A 19,798-nucleotide genomic window follows, 5' to 3' on the forward strand; every position below is an offset into this window, starting at 1 on the left:
GGCTCAAATATATCATAAAATGCATCGAAGCTGTATCTCATTTATGGTTAATTTAATGGCTGGGTTAATTGCCTACACTTTTCAGACTAAAAAGCCGAGCATAAAAGTGACTCGACTTTAAATCTTATACAGATCTGAGGTTAATTAGATATTAGTATAAAGCTGTTTTGAAGAAATACGATTTGCAAAAATGGCGAATAATAAATAAATAAAAGCTCCTGCAGAGTGCTCTATTCCAAGCTTTTCAGCCTCTGTCTCAACAACAATGCCTGTTATTGCTAAGACAAAACCTAACGTAAATACCAATGCAACACTGAAAAATGCCGATTTCTTACATACATTACCTATAGCAAAACATATAAGCACACCAGCAGTGTTTACTAAACTATAAGTCATTGACAGGTTGAAAACAGGGGAAGCAAAGCGAATGAATTCTATAAAGCCTGCTAAGAGGGCTGAGCAAACAAAAATACATAGCGCGAATTTTTCACTTGCTTTAGCGTAATTAATTTTAGCCTCCATTACACTGCTGTAAATCGGTAAAGTGATTAAGGTTCCCCATGCTTGTTGCCTTTGAATTCTTGTCCATAAGATCATAAAAGCAAGAATACATACAAGGTTAGAAAAGATAAATAAGCTAGGTCTGCCCGCAACATAAAAGTAATTTAAGGTAAGTAAGGCAACCAATATTATTAGCACGAGTACCGTGTATTGTATGAGCGAGCGGCCCATAAAATAGCTCAAAGGAAAAAAGAATTTATTTAATCCTTGTCCATAACCCTTTAAAAAACCTTTAGGGATTGGGGACCAACCAGATTGAAGCGCGTGTTTATAGTCAACGAGGGCTTGGGTTTGCCATTTGAACGCTGTACCAAAGTGCCTTCTAAACAGCACCAAATTAATGTTTAAGATCACAGCTAAAGCGGCTAACCAAGTAGGCACTTCTTTAAAAGCAACTGTAAAACCGATGATTGCAAAGAAAAAATAGGAACTTGAGTTAAACATTTTGCTGGTAACTCGGCACTTTAAATAAAACAAGGTTCCGACTAAAACAGAAATACAGAGCAATTTTAATACATCATATTGTTCAAAAATAATAGCACTTGCGAGCAAAATCACGTGTGGCGCAACAATAATGATATTGCCCTGTTTGACGATGTGGTCAGTATAACCAGGTACTAAACTATGCCATTCAGTGGCTTGCAGGCGAATGCTTTGCCAAGAGACAGAAGCAAAGGCACAGATACTGGTAAAACAGATTGTAAATGGCAAGGCTTCAGTCAGCCCTTTAATCATGACAAGTACACTGATAATTACACCAATTAACATGGGCAGCAGGTAGTTTAAGCTGCCGCATTCTTTAAACCAATAGGCATAAAACCCTTTATGCCAAGTACGGTTTAGCGTATTACTCATGCGTGTAACTCCACAAATAATTGCTCAAGCGATAATGTCGAAACATGATTTACACCAGCAATATCTTGGCCTTGGTAACCCGAGATGATTGCTGCGTTACTCTGTTTGTTAAGAACATCAAAGTCACTTAAATTAACCGCTGTTTCGTTAGAGATACTTATTTTCCGAATTGAGGTCTTGAGTTCATCTAATTCATTAAAGAGTTTGATTTCACCGTCTTTAACAAGTGCAACATGGGTAGCGACTCTTTCTATATCAGAAGTGATGTGTGTTGAAAAGATCACGCCAGAACCTGATTCGAGCGATAGATCAAAAAGATCGAGCATAAATTCTCGACGGGCGATGGGATCTAAGCTGGCTACAGGTTCATCTAATATAAGTAGTTTAGGTCGATATGCCATGGCCATAATTAAAGCAAGTGCTTGCCGTTGGCCGATAGATAGGTTTTCAACCATATCATCAGAATTTAATTCAAAACGTTTTAGCCAATCTAGCTCTAGTGTGTTATCCCACTCGCTGTAAAAGCTTGAGTGTAAATCTAACGCTTCTCTAATCGAAAAACCCTCATATCCAAAAGCTTGCTGGGGCACATAGCCAACTTGTGACTTTAATTCTGCATTTAATTGAGTCGGGTTTTCCCCGAGTGTAAATACTTCGCCCGTATCTACCTCAATAAGTCCAAGGGCACTGCGCAAAAGAGTTGTTTTACCAGCACCATTTTTGCCAAGCAAACCTACAACCATACCGGGCTCTATGGTTAAATCGATGTTTTTTAACACCATGTTTTGATTAAATATCTTATGAACGTTTTTATATTCTAAAAGGGCGGTTGTCATTATTATTGCTCCCATCTTTTTGAGATTATCTCATTTAGTTCGTTCACGGTTACACCAAGCTGTTTTGCCTGCTGTATTAGTTGATCTACCCCTTCATAAAGGAGCGTTTGACCTTGTTCTGGTGATTGAGGTTGCTGCTCTGCAACCCGAGTAGGTTGGCCTCTTCGTCTTTCTAACCAACCTTGATCTACAAGCATGCCAATAGCCCGTGATACTGTCATCGGGTTCACTGTGAAATATTCTGCAATTTTTCTAACTGATGGCAACTCTTCTCCAGCTTGTATTTGGCCACCAACAATTAAACGAACGATTTGTTCGTGTAATTGTTTATAAATTGGATCGCCACTACTGGGGTTGACATTAATAAATTCTAGCATTAATCTAAACTCACTGTATTAATACAATAATACACCAATACACTAAGTTAAAAATATCATAGTGTGTGTAAAAAGCAACAAGGAACTCAATGATGAGCAGAAGTAACATGACAAAAACAGGTCTTTTTAAGTTAGCGGCTCTGCCGTTAATGATGGGGCTTTCATCTTCAGCTATTGCAGAGCAAGATAACAAAGTAAAACCAGAACTTACTCCATGTTATGCAAAAGGTTTAGATGACAGATTATTATGCGGCAGCATTAAGCAGCCAGTTTCAGACAACCCAGCGGACGGTGAGATAGACATTCACTTTGCAATCATTCCTGCAATCAAACCAAGTAAACCTGAAGAAGCCGTACTTGGTTTTGCTGGTGGTCCAGGTCAATCAGCCACAGAGTTAGCGGCCATTTTTGATAGAAACCTGCGCTATGCACGTGAATCTAGAGATATACTTCTGGTTGATCAACGTGGCACAGGTAAATCCAATAAACTGCAATGTGAAGGTGTAGATTTAATCTCGCAATTTGAGTTAAATGATTTAACCGAAGACATGGATACCTTCGCAAAAGAAGAAACACAAAAGTGTAAAGACGAACTTAATACTGACCTATCACATTATTCTACTGTAGCAGCGGCAAAAGACTTTGATGCTGTGAGAGAAGCGTTAGGTTATAAAGGCCTGCATTTATACGGCGTGTCATATGGTACGCGTATAGCGCAAGAATATACCCGTCAATTTCCTGATTCTGTGATCACCAGCACACTCGATGGTGTTGTGCCTATGCAACAAAGTTTAACAGCGATAGGTAAAGCGATTGATGACTCAATGAATGCTTTATTTGATAGATGTGAAACAGATGCAAATTGCTCAGAAAATTATCCAAATTTGAAAGCGAACTTTTATAAGTTACTTGAACAATTAGATGATCAAGCGATTGAAACAACTGTGCGTCATCCAAGAACACACAAAAAGATAAACTTAGTACTGACCAAAATGAAGGTGTTTAGCACTGTTCGTATGGCTTTATACAGCCACACTACACGTGCACTCGTTCCTTTAGCAATCAGTGAAGCGTTGAATGGAGACTATTCACCGATTGTAGGGTTACTTTCATCAACAGATATGATGGATAGCATGGCGATGGGGATGCACAGTGCGATTGTCTGCTCTGAAGATTGGCCGAGTTTAACCGATGTATCCCGTTCTGATCATGGCGAAGCTTATCTGGGACGAATGATGATTGAAGGTTTTGATATCGCATGTCCTATTTGGGATGCCAAGCCAGTAGATAAATCTTTCTATGAACCAGTTAAAACAGATATTCCTACGCTCTTATTATCAGGTGGTTTAGATCCGGCTACGCCTGCTAGTTGGGCTGAAATGGCAATGGTAGAAATGAGTAACGCAAAACACTTGGTTTCTGAGAGTGCAACTCACGGTGTGGTATCACAAACCTGTGCTGCGAATATCGTAGGTAAATTTATTGACTCGAATGGGTCAGAAGAATTAGACGCAACTTGTTTAGAAAAAGACAATCGCAAGCAGTTTTTTATGAACTTAAATGGTGTTGCTCTGCATACCGACAGTGGTTCTGAATCGAGTGAAAAGGAGTAAGAGATGATTTCTGTAAATAACTTAGAAAAGAAGATCGGTTCAGTAAAAGCCATGAATAATCTGAGCTTTACTGCACAAAATGGCAAAATCACAGGTTTGCTGGGGCCAAATGGTGCAGGTAAAACCACCTGTTTGCGTACTGTATTTGGTTTACTGAAAGCTGATAGTGGCAATGCGGAGATTGATGGTATTGATGTCGCAAAAGAGCCAATGGCAGCAAAACAGAAATTGGGCTTGTTTCCAGACCCATGTGGTTTATACGAGCGTCTGACGCCACGCGAGTACATTCAATTTTATGCCGAACTCAGTGGTATGGAAACGGATGCTGCAAAAGCTGCAACCCAAGATGTATTAAGTAAATTAAAAATGGACGACATTGCTGACAGACGCTGCCAAGGCTTTTCGCAAGGTCAGCACATGAAAACGGCGCTGGCACAAGCAATCGTGCATAAACCGACCAACATTATTCTTGATGAGCCAACTCGTGGTCTTGATGTAATGAGCACGCGTATTCTTCGTGAGTTATTACTAATGCTGAAAGAGCAGGGACACTGCGTTCTATTCTCAAGCCATGTAATGCAAGAGGTGGCCGCACTGTGTGATCATGTTGTGGTAATGGCTAAGGGTCAAGTTGTGGCTGAAGGCTCGCCAGCTGAATTATGTGAGCGAACTGGTAAAGAAAGCCTTGAAGAAGCATTTATTGAATTAATCGGTAGTGATGAAGGAATTGCAGCATGATGAAGTTACTGTCAGTTTTATTTAAAAAAGAAGTATTGGATGCTAGCCGTGACAAGCGTTCCGTAATGGCGGGTTTGTATTATGCCATTGGTACACCAATCATTATGTGTTTACTATTTTCAGTGATGTTAAAGCAATTTGCATCAGCTGAAGATTTAAAAATTACAATTAAAAACCCAGAACAAGCCCCTAATCTGGTTCAGTATCTTGAAAGTAAAGAGATTGTGCATGGTACAGGCGAAGACGTTAAAGATATCGTGTTAGAAATCAGTGATGATTTTGCTGTAAAAATGTCTGAAGGTCGACCTGCAACGGTTACTGTGATAGCTGATAAGTCTAATGATAAATTGCGTAAGTCGATTTCTCGATTAGAACGTTCATTAGCACGCTATAATTCTGAGGTAGCCGGTTTACGCCTATTGGCAAGAGGTGTTGATCCAACTCTTATGAGAGCCGTTGATGTACAAGTGCATGATCAAGCAACACCTGATTCTAAAGGCGGTATGTTCTTAGGCATCGCGACGCTTTCTATTGTACTAACTCTGTTTTATGCAGCGATGAACCTAGCCATTGATACCAGTGCGGGTGAGCGTGAGCGTAATTCAATTGCATTGTTACTAAGCCACCCAATTAGTACATTACAAATCGTTTTGGCTAAGTCCGGCGCAATAGCAACATTCTCGATGTTAGGTTTGGCTCTTATCTTAGTGGTTTCAAAGTTTGCTTATGGCATGGTGCCTTGGGAACAGCTTGGCTTTAGTGTTAACTTAAGCATTGAATTTATGTTGTTTTGTTTTGTGATTGGTTTACCGATTGCGCTTATGTCAGCAAGTTTGCAAGTGTTTGTGTCTTTCATGGCTAAGTCGTTCAAAGAAGCGCAAACCTATGTAACCATGGTTTTATTCGTACCTATGGGTCTTAGCATGGTAACAACCTATGATATCGCGACTGACGTTGTACAGTGGCTACCAATTGCGGCACAACAATACGCCATGATTGAATTTATTAAAGGTAATGACATTCCTGTTGCACAACTGGCTTTATCAACATTGGTAACGCTAGGGCTATTCGGTGTGCTTAGTTACCTAAGTAGCCGCATGCTGAAAAGTGAAAAAGTGGTATTCGGTTTATAATTAATAAATAAAATACTCTCAACCAGCCCCGTTCTTCACGGGGCTTTTTTATGTGCTAATCGTTGTAAATGCATTGTTGTATTTTGTTTGTGTTATTAATATCAATCACGATTGATTTCATAAAGGAGCTAAGTATTAATGAAAAGATTGGTTATTTTACTATTAAGCTTTTTAACTCTTGGGTGTGAAAACCCACCTAGCTTTCAAGAAATGAAATCTAGTTTTAAACAAAATAAGCACACTTTTTCAGAACTTCAAATATATGTTTGTGAAATGGGTAAAGTGGAACAGCCATTTAGAAATTGTGATGGCAGTTTTTTTATAGCGTGAATCTCCCAAAACAAGAAAATGAGCCAACTATACAATATTTAGACGAAAGGTTATCTAAAATAGGCGCAACTTCTATTAAGTTCAAAAAAGGTGAAAATGTTAATTGCACCCTAAAAATACAGCTACATATAGCAGGTTTTGCAGGCTCTGGCGTTTCATTCGATTATAAATATAATGTTAAAAATCCAAACTCACCTCGCGAACAGGGTTTCACCCTTGAGCACTTACCTGAAAAAGGGCCTGTGCAATTTGATGAGGTTTTAGCAAACGGTTGGTATCTTTCTTTTTATAGAAACTAACGAAATTAAAAGTTATAGTTATTTAAGCCTTCACTGTTAGTGAGGGCTTTTTTATATCAGTGATGAATTGGTTATATAAACCTTAACTTTCTTAGTGTTATCCATTTTCGAATGCTGTCATAATATGTATGGTTTTATTTTTTTGGATTTATTAAATGTGTGAACTTCTTGGCATGTCAGCCAATGTACCGACGGACATTTGTTTTAGTTTTTCTGGTCTTCTAGAGCGCGGTGGAAATACTGGTCCTCATAAAGATGGTTGGGGTATTACATTTTATGAGGGCAAAGGGTGTCGCACATTTAAAGATCCAGAGCCAAGTTGCACATCTGAAATAGCCAAACTAGTCAAAGCGTATCCGATTAAAAGTGTTTCGGTAATAAGCCATATTCGACAAGGCAATCGTGGGCGCACGTGTTTGGAGAATACACATCCGTTCACGCGTGAGCTTTGGGGTCGCGAAATTACGTATGCCCACAATGGGCAACTTTCGAATTACCAAGATTTAAAACCAGAATTTTATAAACCTGTCGGCAATACCGACAGTGAGTTGGCGTTTTGTTGGATCTTAGACAAAATCCGTGAAAAGTATCCAAAACGCCCCTCTAATATGGCTTCTGTGTTTCGCTATGCTGCAAAGCTCGCTAACGAATTAAGGGAGAAGGGCGTCTTCAACATGCTACTGACAGATGGTGTGTTTGTTTTGGCTTTTTGTACGAATAATTTACACTGGATAACTCGTAGAGCACCTTTTGGTAAAGCGACTTTAATTGATGCAGATATGGTTGTTGATTTTCAACAAGAGACAACACCAAACGATGTGGTTTCTGTTATTGCAACTCGCCCACTGACTAATGATGAGCAATGGCAAAAGATGGAACCTGGCGAATTTGCCTTATTTAAGTTAGGCGAAAAAATCTAGCTCTTTACAGTGTTAAGCAAAGCAAAAAGCCAAGCATACGCTTGGCTTTTTGTTATCTCAACGAGTCATTCTATTTGTCATACTGTTTAAGTTGGACTTGGAATTGTTCAATTCCTTCTTTTCCTTTATACATTTTAACAAGTAAAAAGTCATATTCAGGTGCAAACCAAGCAATTGCCTGTCTTTTGTTGTTGTCATAGAGACGTTTAACTCTGATTGTTTCAACATTGCCAATCGGTAGTGTTATGGTCTCTTTTCCATCAACTTCAAAATCATAGTTACGTTGATTGCCATTTTTATCAATAATGGGGTAACTAAATTTTGTTTCACCTGCTTTTAAATCATTTCGCAGTTGAAACTGATAGGTGAGTAGATCTTTTTGTTCTGCTTTCCAGTCAACCTTCAGCGGATGTTTCTTTTTATTTGAGAAGATTTGTTTTTTACTTTGATCAAATACAAGATTGTACTGCTTATCTGGGCCTGTGCCTTTTCGTGACATTGAATATTCTAATGGAATAGCTTGATTATTATTCACCATGAATCTGGCACGTTCATTTCTCTCATCAGAGAAAATCATCCACTCAATATCACTCTGATAAGTGAGTACATAAGTATTGTCAGCATTTTTTGTTAATTCACGCAACGCATTGCCTTGGACGGACCCTTTTCGGCTAACTTCATATTCTGCTCGATAGGGAGTAAGAGGCTCGGCTAAAACCGATGTTGAGAAAATAGCGCTTAGTGTAATAAACCAAGCGCTAGTATGTCTATTCCGCGAACTGCGCGCCTTGCGGTGGAAGGGGTTGATTGTCAAAAACGGCATAGTCTGCTTCCATTGTTAGTCTCTGTTCGCTGAACCATTGGACCGCCAAAGGATAGATTATGTGTTCTTGTTCGTGAACCCGCTGGGCAAGTGACTCTGCTGTATCATTTGCTAAAATTGGTACTTTAGCTTGTAAAACAACAGGTCCACCGTCTAATTCTTCTGTCACAAAGTGGACACTTACGCCATGCACATCGTCTTTAGCATCTATTGCTCTTTGGTGAGTATTCAGCCCTTGATACTTAGGCAACAAAGAAGGATGAATGTTCAACATTTTTCCCTTAAATTTTTGCACTAAGCTAGGAGTAAGAATACGCATAAATCCAGCTAATACAACTAGAGCCGGGTCAAAAGAGTCAATTAATTGTGCGAGTTGTGCATCGTAGTCTTCGCGTGATGCGAAATCTTTATGGCTAAGAACACAAGTTTCAATGCCTGCGTTCTTTGCGCGTGTTAGGCCGAAAGCATCGGCCTTGTTGCTGATAACAGAGACAACATCACCACTGATTTGATTACTTAGGCAAGCATCTATAATGGCTTGTAGATTTGAACCACTGCCTGAAATCAAGACAACAATACGCGATGCTGGCATTACTCAGCACCACCAATGATTTCTACTTGTTCTTCACCTGCAGCCGCAGTTTGAATTTCACCGATGTGCCACGCATCTTCACCTTGTGCTTTTAAAATCTCAAGGCTCTGCTCAAGTTTGTCTGCAGGAACTACTAAGATCATGCCAACACCGCAGTTGAATGTGCGGTACATTTCATGAGTTTCGATGTTACCGTTTTCTTGTAACCAGTTGAATACTACAGGCCATTGCCAGCTATCGCCCTTAACAACTGCTTTTGCTGATTCAGGCAATACGCGAGGAATGTTTTCCCAGAAACCACCACCAGTGATGTGAGAAAGTGCGTGTACGTCTACGTCTTTTAGTAGTTCTAAGATAGATTTAACGTAGATACGCGTAGGCTCCATTAGGTGTTCGCCTAATGTCTTGCCTTCGAATTCTGAGTTTGTATCAGCGCCTGACACTTCAAGCACTTTACGGATCAGTGAGTAACCGTTTGAGTGAGGCCCGCTAGAAGCAAGTGCGATCAGCTGGTTGCCAGCTGTTACTTTGGTACCGTCGATGATTTTTGATTTTTCTACAACACCAGTACAGAAACCAGCCATGTCATAGTCATCGCCTTCGTACATACCTGGCATTTCAGCAGTTTCACCACCGATAAGTGCACAGCCAGAAAGCTCACAACCTTTACCAATGCCAGTAACTACGTCAGCAGCAACGTCAACGTCTAGTTTACCTGTTGCATAGTAGTCAAGGAAAAATAGTGGCTCAGCACCTTGAACGATAAGATCGTTTACACACATCGCAACAAGGTCGATACCTACTGTGTCGTGCTTTTTAAGATCGATAGCAAGGCGAAGTTTTGTACCAACACCATCTGTGCCAGCTACTAGAACAGGCTCATTGTATCCAGTTGGAAGTTCGCATAGTGCACCAAAACCACCGATGCCACCCATAACTTCAGGGCGACGAGTTTTTTTCACTACGCCTTTAATACGCTCAACTAATGCATTACCAGCATCAATATCAACACCAGCGTCTTTATAACTAAGAGACTGTTTTTGTTCGCTCACAGGTTTTCCTCAAAAATAGAATAGGGGTTGCTTAGAAACGCGCATATTTTACAACAATTGAGAAAGGGGGGCTAGTTGAATTAGGCTTTTGTTGAGTTTCGATGTTGTGTAAGCTTAGAATTGTCGCGCGAAAATAAACAAAGGATAAGTATGAATTATCAGCATTTAAAAACAGGGTTTGTGGCAATGACATTAATGTTACTAGCTGCATGCTCGTCCACAGCGATGAAATATACAAAAATAGCAAATAATCAGAACCTTACGCAAGGTCATGGCGTGGTTGCTCTGCAACTTGTTAATAATACTGAGCGTTTAGCAACATGGCATAGTTCTTGGGATGAAGTTATTTTAGTTAGATTGGACAATCAGGAAGAATTAAAGCAGCAAGCTATAGAAGAAGCTAAAACGAAGGCAAAAAAGCGTGGCAAAAAATTCGAGCCAGAGCAAGTTGATTGGGAGCCTGAGTTCTTTATTCTACAGCCTAATACTCATGGTACTTTAGCTAGCCAAGCATTTGTAGGAACTATGCCTGAAGGTGAGTATATGATTTCATCTTTATATAGCAGTTACTCTGATGGAAATATGTCATCTTGGATAACTATGCCAGTGTTTTTCTCTGCGGGTATTTTTGAAGTAAAACAGAGCCAGTTTACAAATTTGGGTACGGTAGTGTTTCAACCCTTATTAAGTACAAAAGAAGCATCATTTTGGAGTACAACATCACAGCAAAAAGCTTATGTGACTAGAATGAAGCAAGGGCAAGACTTGACCGAGTTTGTTACTCAGCATTATCCGAAATTAATCCAGTCGGTTAGTTTTGATAAAGTGAATGGCTGGAAACAAGATGATTTAGTTGAATACAGAAATAAGCTTGCGTCTCTATCGCAAGAGAATTCTTTTGGCGAGCGTTCAGTATCTTTAAACATGGGCGAGAGTAATGCTCTATTATCTCGTTTAGGCCGTCTACACCTGCTTGATAGTAAGGGAAATCTCTCTTCTGACACCCTACCCACATCATCTCAGCTGACTGCTGCTACTTACTTCAATGACCAATTATTAGTTGGCAGTGAACGTGGAGAGCTTTTTGCTGGTCAGATTAATAACTGGGAAAAAGTCAGTGCAGTATCAGCCAAAGAAGCGTTTATATGGTTAGCAACTCAAGGTGAAATGGGTTATGCGTTAACGGGTTCAAAAAACCAATATAGACTCTATAGCTTTAAAGAGTTAGAACAACAATGGGAAGTGTTAGGAACTTTTAAGAAAAAGCCAGGCAATAATTTTTGGGTACAAAATGGCGGCATATTTCCGTTTTTTGACGATAAAGGCAAAATAAAACTAATTAATGATAATAAGTTATTCACCTTTGAAGAATCAGGCAGAAAGTGGGAAAGTAAAAAGCATCCTGCGTTTAAGCAACTAATACAGTTAAATACAGGTGAACTGATAGGTCTTGAAGTTAGTCAATGGGATGGGATTGGTGATCAAGTTGTTTCATTAGATTATGGTAAAACATGGTACGAACTTGATCGTTCTTTGAGTATTTTTGGCGACGTAAAAGCTGATGCAACATTAGCAGCAGTACTAAATGGGAATACCCTTGTTACTGTCGGTCGTGTAAAAGCGAAAAATAATAAAAAGAGAGCTCTAAGTATTATAAGTGCTGAAGTCAAAAGCAGCAATTTAAACCCAAAATCCAAACTGTTATGGCAAACGCATGGTCAGCCAAAGGATAACTGCCATACCATTTTGCCCCAACTCTCATCAGGTCAAACACTTTACTTTCTGTGTGATCAGGGCCAAGTGGTTAAAACAGATGACATGGGGAAAAATTGGCAAACCGCAATTGAAGTTAATGTAAAACTAATGCAAGAAAAGTACGAAGGTTTTTTAGAGGAGCTCCAACAGCAGTCAGATAAAGAAAAGCAAACTAAAACTGCTAATGCAAACGATAAAAATCAACTTTAATTCGCCATTGCATACTAAAAAGGAGCGCTAACGCTCCTTTTAGTTACTTTTTCAGCTTTCGGCGATAATTATCGCACGAAGTGGAGCAGGGTAGCCTTCAATGGTTTTTGTTGGGTCGTTCGGGTCAAGGAAATCAGCCAGAGATTCTGTCTCCATCCACTCAGTACGTCTTTGTTCATCTAATGACGTGACATCTTCATTCACAACTCGAATATTTTTGAACCCGACACGCTCAAGCCATAAGGTTAATGCAGCTGTGCTTGGAATAAACCAAACGTTACGCATTTTTGCATAGCGATCTGTAGGTACTAGAACAGTATGCGCATCACCTTCAACTACCAATGTTTCTAATACGAGTTCGCCGCCTTTGCGTAATTGGGCTTTTAACTGCGCTAGAAAGTCAATGGGAGAACGTCTGTGATATAAAACACCCATTGAAAAAACGGTATCAAAAGCTTTTAGCTCAGGTAATTGCTCAACACCCAGGGGTAAAAGATGTACGTTTTCATCTTTATTAAAATGTTTTATTGCTTGGAATTGCGATAAAAACAGATCTGACGGGTCAATACCAACGACAAATTCAGCTCCCGCACCTTTCATACGCCATAAATGATAGCCCGAACCACAGCCGATATCTAAAACAGTACGTCCGTGAAGTGGACTAATATGCTCAACTAGGCGGTCCCATTTCCAATCGCTGCGCCACTCTGTATCAATATGAATACCATGAATGTGAAAAGGGCCTTTTCGCCATGGCATCATGCGCTTTAATAAATGCGTCAGTTGTTTTGTGTGACCTTCAGATAATTCTGTTTCTAGACCAAATTCAACTTTATCTGTGATATTGATATGTTGCGTATTTGATTCAGGCAGGTTCTTAAGTACTTTTTCCCATTTTGGCCAATCGCCGTGTTGGGCTTCTTTTTGCCAGTGTGTTAATTGTGCTGGAAGCGTATCTAACCAATGGCTAAGTGGCCCTTTAGCAATGGCCGCATAAAAATCTGTAAACCAAGTATTCATTTTAATTCCGTTATTTAATCGCAACCATTGAGCAGAAGTTGAAGCATTGATACCAAACCTGAGTTTGACCGAAGCCAATATCAGATAAGCGCGCAAGATGAGTGCTCAATAAATCTGTGCGCATCACATTTTCAATGGCAGTACGTTTTTGGCTTATTTCTAACTCTGAATAGCCGTTATGACGCTTAAAGTCATGGTGCAAATCTATGAGTAAATTATCTGCCTGTTCATTTTCGCCGCGAAATTTCTCACTAAGTAGAAGTACACCACCAGGCTTAAGACTGTTGTAAATTTTCTCTAGTAGTGCTCGGCGCTGTTCTGGCGGGATAAACTGTAAAGTGAAGTTCATAGCCACAACGCTGGCGTTTTCGAGATTAATGTCATTGATATCGGCTAAGCTCACTTCTACAGGCACATCTGATTTAAAGCCTTGTAGATGTAGTTTGCACCGCTCTACCATAGGTTCAGAGTTATCAATGGCGATAATTTTACAATTTTCTTTTTCAATATTACGTCGCATACTCAAAGTAACTGCACCTAACGAGCAGCCTAAATCATAAAGGTTCGAGTTGCTCTGTGCGTATTGACCTGCTAACTTTCCCATAGTGCTAACAATAGTGGCATAACCAGGGACTGAGCGCTGGATCATATCAGGAAATACTTCGACGACATTTGCATCGAAGGAGAAGTCTTTGACCTCAACTTGATTGGCGTAAATACTGTCTTTGCCAGTCACGGTTTGTCTCTCATTACAAATAATTGCAGTATTTTAGCATTTTAAATAAATTAATCTGGGGTATTTTGTAAGAAGAATGTATGTTTTTGAAACTAAAATGAAATATTTTCTTAATATTATGTTCTAAATCATGCCATCATCGTTTATTGTAATATACAAAAGAACTATAAAGTTGTTGGTTCGTTTGAACTAAAGGATTGGAATATGTTTTTCCTCAAATTGTGCGATTTTTTTCATAAGTTTAGAGCTTTGTACATAACATTGTGGCTATTAATTATTTGTACTATTGTTGCTTGCACATACCTAGCTGTGGCAAAAGATCAAACAGAAACAATTGCAGTAATGCTAATTTGTTTAATAATGACATGGCCTTTGTCAAAAATCTCACAGTTAAATAAGAGCCGCTACAAATAAGCATCTGATGATTATAAAAATACAATTCATCGTGGACCTATATTTTTAGAACTATAAGTTTGCTTCAAAAGTGTGCTATGAACTTTGAGTAGAATCATGGTGATTACAGCAACTAACAATCACTATATATTTGTCTGATATCACATAGCAGTTGTAACTTTTAGACTTGTCACATATCTTATGTACAAGTTCGGTTAATTATTAAAGAGAAAAAAATGGCAAGAAACAAAGTGATTAGCACAGAAGATATTTTATCAACCCTGTGCCACTCGGTGACCGAAGTTTTATCCTCAGCTAGTGGCAATCAAATTTCGTATTCTGCAATGGTACAAAAAATTACACGCACGTGTATGCGACCAGATATTGGTTGTTTTGTGTTGTTCGACGGCGGCTTCACAGGACTTGTTGTGATGAATTTCACGCAGCAAGCTGCGATGGAAATTTATCAAGATTACATGCGTAACATGGGTATGCCTGAAGAAGAAATTGCTCTGAGTCACTTGTCTGATGATGTATCTAATGTGTTGGGTGAGTTAATGAACCAAATGGTCGGTGACTTTACTGGCAAGGTGCGTGAACAGCTTCACACTTCAATTACACAAAATCAGCCTAAAATGATGGCGATTAACAAGCAGGTGCAAATTTCTGTTGATACCACGATGGATAGGCCTCAGGCACGTCGTGTAACGTTTACTACACAAAACCAAAATATTTTCTACCTCGAATTAGCAATGGATAAAACAGAGTTTATTAAGCTACATGATTTCGACATTGCCGAATCTATCGACCCTGATTCAATTATTGAAAATCAAGCCAACTTTGATAAAAGGAAGCAAGATGCTTCTAAAATAAAATCCGCTGCTAATAATGAAGTTAGCGACGATGCTGATGATGGTTTTTTGGCTAAATTAGGCTTATAAGAAACTTAGACATCAAATAAAAAAGCAGGCATAGCCTGCTTTTTTTGTGTTTAATAAAAACTGAGTTGCTCTTGTCGAAGTACTAAAAATAGCCTCAACTCTAGTTCAAGCTGGTGATATTCTGGCTCCATGTGGCAACACAGATTGTAAAAACTTTTGTTGTGATCTTTTTCTTTGAAGTGGGCTAGTTCATGAACTACTAAGGCTTTTAAGAGTGGTTCTGGCGCTAAACGAAGTTGCTCGGCTATGGCAATTTCATGTTTGGCTTTTAGCTTGCCACCGTGTTGTTGTCGTTTAAAGGTATGTGTGCCCAGTGCATTTTTTACTAAATCTTTCTGCTTCTTATACTGTACTTGCTGCAACTTGGGGGCATTCTTCAAGTATTTTTGCTTGAGTTCATTCGTGAATTCAAAAAGTAATTTGTCATTTTTTAGAGTGTGACTAACAGGGTATTTATTTTTGAAAAACGAAAGCAGCTTATTACCACAGATAAGCATATCAACTTGTGCTTGAATATTTTCAGGGTAATGACTGAAATAGTGTGTGTAAGGGTGGGGCACTGGTTACTCTCTACTCTAATTTGATGTAATTCTAAAACAATGAGTTTTGCTTTGCTTCTTTTTCAGCAGGAAATGGCAAACTGACATTATGTTCTAAACCTAACTCAGCAATAAACTGCCTAGCTAAAAGTGGTGCGTCATAGTTATCGGCGGTATGGAAAAACACATAGGGGGTTTTGCCTTCTTCAAGCCACAGACGAATTTTATTTAACCAAGGTTTGTAAAAAGCTCTATTGTCTTCAAGGTTTGATGTGCCGACATATCTGACGATAGGTGCATTGCTGGTGGCTAAGACATGAAGTGGTACTTTAGGTTTCTTTGCCTGGGCATCTATTATGGCTTCTGTGTTTGGTATTTCACTAAAAAGAGGTCGTGTATCCATCATGATACGGTTGTAATTATGTTTCATTAAGAACTGGTTATAACGACGCTCCGCATCGCCTTTATCGAAAAAATCTAAATGTCTTACTTCAACGGCAACAGAAAGCTCATCTGGTAATAAAGCACAGAAATTTTCAATGCGATGCAAATATTCAGGGGAACATGCTTTGGGAAGTTGTATCATTACTTGCCCGATTTTAGGAAAAAGTGGGCTAAACAAATCAAGCCAAACCTTTAAGTCATCTTGGCAATGTTGTAACGCCATGTCATGGCTAAAGCGTCTCGGTATCTTAAAGGTAAATTTAAAATCCTCGGGCACTGCCTGATACCATTTAGTTATGGTGTCTGGTTTTGGGTTGGCATAAAAACTGGTGTTACCTTCAACGGTGTTAAAAATTTGACCATATTCTGAGAGCATATTGCTTGGCGCACAGTTAGACGAAAAAAAACGACCTTTCCAGTGAGTGCTACTCCATTGGGGACAACCTAAGTAAAGCATATTTTTTATTAAATGACTTAATATGAGCACGAGAGTGTAACAAATAGGTGCAATAGTTGGAAAATTTACAAACTATTGCGAAAGCTCAGCACTTCAAGGATGACATTAACGGCGATTTTTATATAATTGGAGCAATTTTTCATTAAACGAAGTTCAGCACTAAGCTTGCTGAACAAACAGGAATGCTATGCGCTCTATATACTGCGGAAATTTAAACAGCAGCCATGTTGGTCAAGAAGTAGAACTATGTGGTTGGATCAACAAACGTCGTGACTTAGGTGGTCTCATTTTCATCGACTTGCGTGACCGTGAAGGGTTAGTTCAGGTGGTATTTGACCCTGAAGTTGAAGGTTTGATGGATGTGGCGAATACGTTACGTCAAGAGTTCTGTGTAAAGGTAACAGGTACTGTACGTGCGCGTCCTGAAAGCCAAATTAACAAAGATATGGCAACAGGTGAAGTTGAAATTTTAGGCACAGGTTTAACGGTAATTAACCGCTCTGAGCCTTTACCGTTAGACTTTAACCAGCAAAACTCTGAAGAGCGTCGTTTAAAGTATCGCTATTTAGACCTTCGTCGCCTTGAAATGTTAGACAGAATTAAGCTGCGTGCTAAAGCAAGCAGCTTTGTGCGTCGTTTCTTAGACACAAATGACTTCTTAGACATTGAAACGCCAGTGCTTACTAAAGCAACGCCAGAAGGTGCCCGTGACTATTTAGTACCGAGTCGTGTTCATAAAGGCAGTTTTTATGCGTTACCTCAGTCTCCTCAGTTGTTCAAGCAACTACTGATGATGTCTGGTTTCGATCGTTACTATCAAATCGTTAAGTGTTTCCGTGATGAAGATTTACGTGCTGACCGCCAGCCTGAATTTACACAAATTGATTTAGAAACGTCATTCATGACGTCTAATCAAGTTCGTGAAGTAACAGAGCGTTTAATTCGTGAAATGTGGCAAGAGCTTCTAGACGTGGATTTAGGAACTTTCCCTACAATGCCTTACAGCGAAGCGATGAGTCGTTTTGGTTCAGACAAGCCAGACCTGCGTAACCCGTTAGAACTTGTTGATGTGGCTGACATTGTTAAAGATGTAGAGTTCAAAGTATTAGCTGCCCCTGCAAATGATGAAAAAGGTCGTGTTGCTGTGCTAACTGTGCCAGGCGGTGCAAAACTTTCTCGTAAGCAAATCGACGAATATACTAAGTTTGTAGGCATCTACGGTGCAAAAGGCCTTGCTTGGATGAAAGTTAATGACCGTGATGCAGGTGTTGAAGGTGTTCAATCTCCAATTGCTAAATTCTTAAATGAACAAGTCATTAATTCACTGCTTGAGCGCACAAATGCTCAAACTGGTGACATCATCTTATTTGGTGCTGACAAGCGTAATACTGTAAACGAAGCAATGGGCGCGTTACGCTTAAAAGTAGGTTTAGACCTAGAACTAACAGATCTAGACAAATGGGCACCTTTATGGGTTGTAGACTTCCCGATGTTTGAAGAAGACGATGAAGGTAATCTTCATGCAGTTCACCATCCATTCACTGCTCCAAAAGCTATCTCTGCAGCAGAGCTTGAAGCTAACCCAGCTGAGGCTATTAGTGATGCATACGACATGGTACTGAATGGCTATGAAGTAGGTGGTGGTTCTGTTCGTATTCACAATAATGACATGCAACAAGCTGCATTCCGCATTCTAGGTATTGAAAAGCAAGAGCAAGAAGATAAGTTTGGTTTCTTACTTGATGCACTTAAGTACGGTACACCGCCACATGCAGGTCTTGCATTCGGTCTAGACCGTCTAGTTATGTTACTTTGCGGAACAGACAATATTCGTGATGTGATTGCGTTCCCGAAAACAACGCAGGCATCTTGTTTAATGACAAATGCACCAAGTGTTGCAAACCTTGATGCATTAACTGAACTTGCTATTTCAGTTGAAAAAGCACAAGAAGAGCAAAACGACGCTTAATCGTTGTTTGGAATAAGGAAGGCGGTCAATTGGTCGCTTTTTTTATATCTAAAATTTTGAACAGGCTTAAAGCTAATTTGAGACTAGTTCGTCTAACAAATTCTCTAAGTTATGAGTTTCGATGAGTAGTAATTACGTGAAGAATTGTAGTTATGATTTATGATTTATGATTTGGGACGTATAAAGCCGCTAAGTGAATTAGCGGCTTTATTAAAAAGCTTAGACCAACTCGATTGGTTGGATTTTTACTGAGTTATCCTCTTCTTCCTGTTCCCTTGCAGGCTCTTTAAAATCAGGCTTATCAAGGGCAATATCACCGCCGTCAATCACTTCACCTGTTTGCAGGTTTTTAAAATCAAACAACTCTCCATCTGCTAAATGCGAAGGTACGACGTTTTGCATTGCAGTGAAGATGCTCTCAATACGACCTGGGTTTGATTTATTCCACTCATGTAACATGGCTTTAACGTGTTTGCGCTGAAGATTTTCTTGAGAGCCACACAAGTTACAAGGAATAATCGGGAACGCTTGTGCTGTTGCGTACTGCTCAATATCAGCTTCTTTACAGTAAGCTAGAGGGCGGATCACCATATGTTGTCCGTCGTCACTCATGAGTTTAGCTGGCATGCCTTTTAATTTACCGCCATAAAACATGTTTAAAAACATGGTTTCAATCATGTCATCGCGGTGATGACCAAGCGCGATTTTAGTTGCACCCATTTCCTTTGCCGTGCGGTACAAAATGCCGCGACGAAGGCGAGAACAAAGCGAACAAGTTGTTTTACCCTCAGGGATCTTATCTTTAACAATGCTATAAGTATCTTCTTCGACGATCTTATATTCGATACCTAGACCATCTAAATACTCAGGCAGAATATGCTCAGGAAAGCCAGGTTGTTTCTGATCAAGATTAATCGCAAACACGTCAAATTTAATGGGGGCAACGCGTTGAAGATGCTGAAGAATATCTAGTAGGGTGTAGCTATCTTTGCCGCCAGAAAGGCAAACCATGACACGATCGCCTTCTTCGATCATGTTGAAATCACCAACAGCTTGACCAGCTAATCGACGCAATCTCTTTTGAAGTTTATTCAGGTTATAAGCGGTTTTGGCTTCTTTTGAGTGAGACACTCGGCCCCCTATTTAAATGACGGAAAAATAAGGGCGCATTATACCCAAACCACCTTAAAATGCACGTTTAAGGT

At 39.6% G+C, this 19,798-nt stretch carries 20 protein-coding genes and 1 pseudogene; 10 read left to right on the forward strand and 11 right to left on the reverse strand.

Annotated elements, in window-relative coordinates; genetic code table 11:
• Positions 1 to 121 (forward strand): annotated as a pseudogene (locus CWB72_RS21200) (IS982 family transposase); the annotation flags it as partial.
• A gap of 23 nt (positions 122 to 144) precedes the next feature.
• On the opposite strand, the gene CWB72_RS08215 reads toward CWB72_RS21200, so the two are convergent.
• The 3 genes from CWB72_RS08215 to CWB72_RS08225 are packed head-to-tail and all read right to left on the reverse strand — an operon-like array spanning position 145 to position 2,629.
• Positions 145 to 1,416, reverse strand: coding sequence for a hypothetical protein (locus tag CWB72_RS08215; protein WP_138630510.1), 1,272 nt, complete (start codon positions 1,414 to 1,416; stop codon positions 145 to 147).
• Positions 1,413 to 2,252, reverse strand: a complete 840-nt coding sequence (locus CWB72_RS08220) for an ABC transporter ATP-binding protein (RefSeq protein WP_138630512.1) — start codon at positions 2,250 to 2,252, stop codon at positions 1,413 to 1,415. Before CWB72_RS08220 ends, CWB72_RS08215 begins: the two co-directional genes overlap by 4 nt.
• 2 nt (positions 2,253 to 2,254) lie before the next feature.
• Entirely contained in the window at positions 2,255 to 2,629 is a 375-nt protein-coding gene (locus CWB72_RS08225; protein WP_130254481.1) for a GntR family transcriptional regulator, read from the reverse strand.
• Positions 2,630 to 2,718: 89 nt separating this feature from the next.
• On the opposite strand from CWB72_RS08225, the gene CWB72_RS08230 reads away from it, so the two are divergent.
• From CWB72_RS08230 to CWB72_RS08255, 6 genes are all read left to right on the forward strand, one after another.
• Positions 2,719 to 4,242, forward strand: a complete 1,524-nt coding sequence (locus CWB72_RS08230; protein WP_138630514.1) for an alpha/beta hydrolase — start codon at positions 2,719 to 2,721, stop codon at positions 4,240 to 4,242.
• A gap of 3 nt (positions 4,243 to 4,245) precedes the next feature.
• Positions 4,246 to 4,980: an ABC transporter ATP-binding protein gene (locus tag CWB72_RS08235; protein ID WP_058029572.1), complete on the forward strand. Its 735-nt coding sequence runs from the start codon at positions 4,246 to 4,248 to the stop codon at positions 4,978 to 4,980.
• Entirely contained in the window at positions 4,977 to 6,113 is a 1,137-nt protein-coding gene (locus CWB72_RS08240; protein WP_138630516.1) for an ABC transporter permease, read from the forward strand. The genes CWB72_RS08235 and CWB72_RS08240 overlap by 4 nt, the downstream gene beginning before the upstream one ends.
• A 138-nt stretch (positions 6,114 to 6,251) precedes the next feature.
• Positions 6,252 to 6,443 (forward strand): hypothetical protein, encoded by a 192-nt coding sequence (locus tag CWB72_RS08245; protein ID WP_138630518.1) that lies wholly within the window; start codon positions 6,252 to 6,254, stop codon positions 6,441 to 6,443.
• A complete protein-coding gene (locus CWB72_RS08250) occupies positions 6,440 to 6,742 on the forward strand; it encodes a hypothetical protein (protein WP_138630520.1) in 303 nt (100 codons plus the stop codon). Before CWB72_RS08245 ends, CWB72_RS08250 begins: the two co-directional genes overlap by 4 nt.
• Positions 6,743 to 6,897: 155 nt before the next feature.
• On the forward strand, positions 6,898 to 7,662 hold the full coding sequence (locus tag CWB72_RS08255) for a class II glutamine amidotransferase (protein ID WP_130254477.1): 765 nt from the start codon (positions 6,898 to 6,900) through the stop codon (positions 7,660 to 7,662).
• Positions 7,663 to 7,732: 70 nt separating this feature from the next.
• Here the strand turns inward: CWB72_RS08255 and CWB72_RS08260 are convergent, their stop codons facing one another.
• Genes CWB72_RS08260 through purM form a run of 3 tightly spaced genes read right to left on the reverse strand, consistent with a single transcriptional unit; the run spans position 7,733 to position 10,129 of the window.
• Entirely contained in the window at positions 7,733 to 8,485 is a 753-nt protein-coding gene (locus CWB72_RS08260) for a DUF3108 domain-containing protein (protein WP_138630522.1), read from the reverse strand.
• On the reverse strand, positions 8,430 to 9,077 hold the full coding sequence (purN, locus tag CWB72_RS08265; protein WP_138630524.1) for a phosphoribosylglycinamide formyltransferase: 648 nt from the start codon (positions 9,075 to 9,077) through the stop codon (positions 8,430 to 8,432). Before purN ends, CWB72_RS08260 begins: the two co-directional genes overlap by 56 nt.
• A complete protein-coding gene (purM, locus tag CWB72_RS08270; RefSeq protein ID WP_138630526.1) occupies positions 9,077 to 10,129 on the reverse strand; it encodes a phosphoribosylformylglycinamidine cyclo-ligase in 1,053 nt (350 codons plus the stop codon). Before purM ends, purN begins: the two co-directional genes overlap by 1 nt.
• A 150-nt stretch (positions 10,130 to 10,279) precedes the next feature.
• Here purM and CWB72_RS08275 point away from each other — a divergent pair, with 150 nt between their 5' ends.
• On the forward strand, positions 10,280 to 12,094 hold the full coding sequence (locus tag CWB72_RS08275; RefSeq protein WP_138630528.1) for a hypothetical protein: 1,815 nt from the start codon (positions 10,280 to 10,282) through the stop codon (positions 12,092 to 12,094).
• A gap of 51 nt (positions 12,095 to 12,145) precedes the next feature.
• Here the strand turns inward: CWB72_RS08275 and cmoB are convergent, their stop codons facing one another.
• Positions 12,146 to 13,114: a tRNA 5-methoxyuridine(34)/uridine 5-oxyacetic acid(34) synthase CmoB gene (cmoB, locus tag CWB72_RS08280; RefSeq protein ID WP_138630530.1), complete on the reverse strand. Its 969-nt coding sequence runs from the start codon at positions 13,112 to 13,114 to the stop codon at positions 12,146 to 12,148.
• A gap of 10 nt (positions 13,115 to 13,124) precedes the next feature.
• Positions 13,125 to 13,850 (reverse strand): carboxy-S-adenosyl-L-methionine synthase CmoA, encoded by a 726-nt coding sequence (cmoA, locus tag CWB72_RS08285; RefSeq protein WP_138630532.1) that lies wholly within the window; start codon positions 13,848 to 13,850, stop codon positions 13,125 to 13,127.
• 629 nt (positions 13,851 to 14,479) lie between these two features.
• On the opposite strand from cmoA, the gene CWB72_RS08290 reads away from it, so the two are divergent.
• A complete protein-coding gene (locus CWB72_RS08290; RefSeq protein WP_130254471.1) occupies positions 14,480 to 15,184 on the forward strand; it encodes a DUF3334 family protein in 705 nt (234 codons plus the stop codon).
• A gap of 50 nt (positions 15,185 to 15,234) precedes the next feature.
• Here CWB72_RS08290 and CWB72_RS08295 read toward each other — a convergent pair whose 3' ends face one another.
• Both CWB72_RS08295 and CWB72_RS08300 read right to left on the reverse strand, forming a co-directional pair.
• The gene (locus CWB72_RS08295) at positions 15,235 to 15,744 is read right to left on the reverse strand and encodes a M48 metallopeptidase family protein (RefSeq protein WP_436409850.1); all 510 of its coding nucleotides are present in this window, start codon (positions 15,742 to 15,744) and stop codon (positions 15,235 to 15,237) included.
• A 31-nt stretch (positions 15,745 to 15,775) separates the two neighbouring features.
• Entirely contained in the window at positions 15,776 to 16,624 is an 849-nt protein-coding gene (locus CWB72_RS08300) for a DUF72 domain-containing protein (RefSeq protein ID WP_138630534.1), read from the reverse strand.
• 187 nt (positions 16,625 to 16,811) lie between these two features.
• On the opposite strand from CWB72_RS08300, the gene aspS reads away from it, so the two are divergent.
• Complete coding sequence (gene aspS / locus CWB72_RS08305; protein WP_138630536.1) at positions 16,812 to 18,593, forward strand: aspartate--tRNA ligase; 1,782 nt, start codon at positions 16,812 to 16,814, stop codon at positions 18,591 to 18,593.
• A 219-nt stretch (positions 18,594 to 18,812) separates the two neighbouring features.
• On the opposite strand, the gene ttcA is transcribed toward aspS, so the two are convergent.
• Entirely contained in the window at positions 18,813 to 19,724 is a 912-nt protein-coding gene (gene ttcA / locus CWB72_RS08310) for a tRNA 2-thiocytidine(32) synthetase TtcA (RefSeq protein WP_138630538.1), read from the reverse strand.
• Between the last annotated feature and the right edge of the window lie 74 nt (positions 19,725 to 19,798).

Source organism: Pseudoalteromonas phenolica (genome assembly GCF_005886345.1).
In the GTDB taxonomy this organism is placed as follows: domain Bacteria; phylum Pseudomonadota; class Gammaproteobacteria; order Enterobacterales; family Alteromonadaceae; genus Pseudoalteromonas; species Pseudoalteromonas phenolica_A.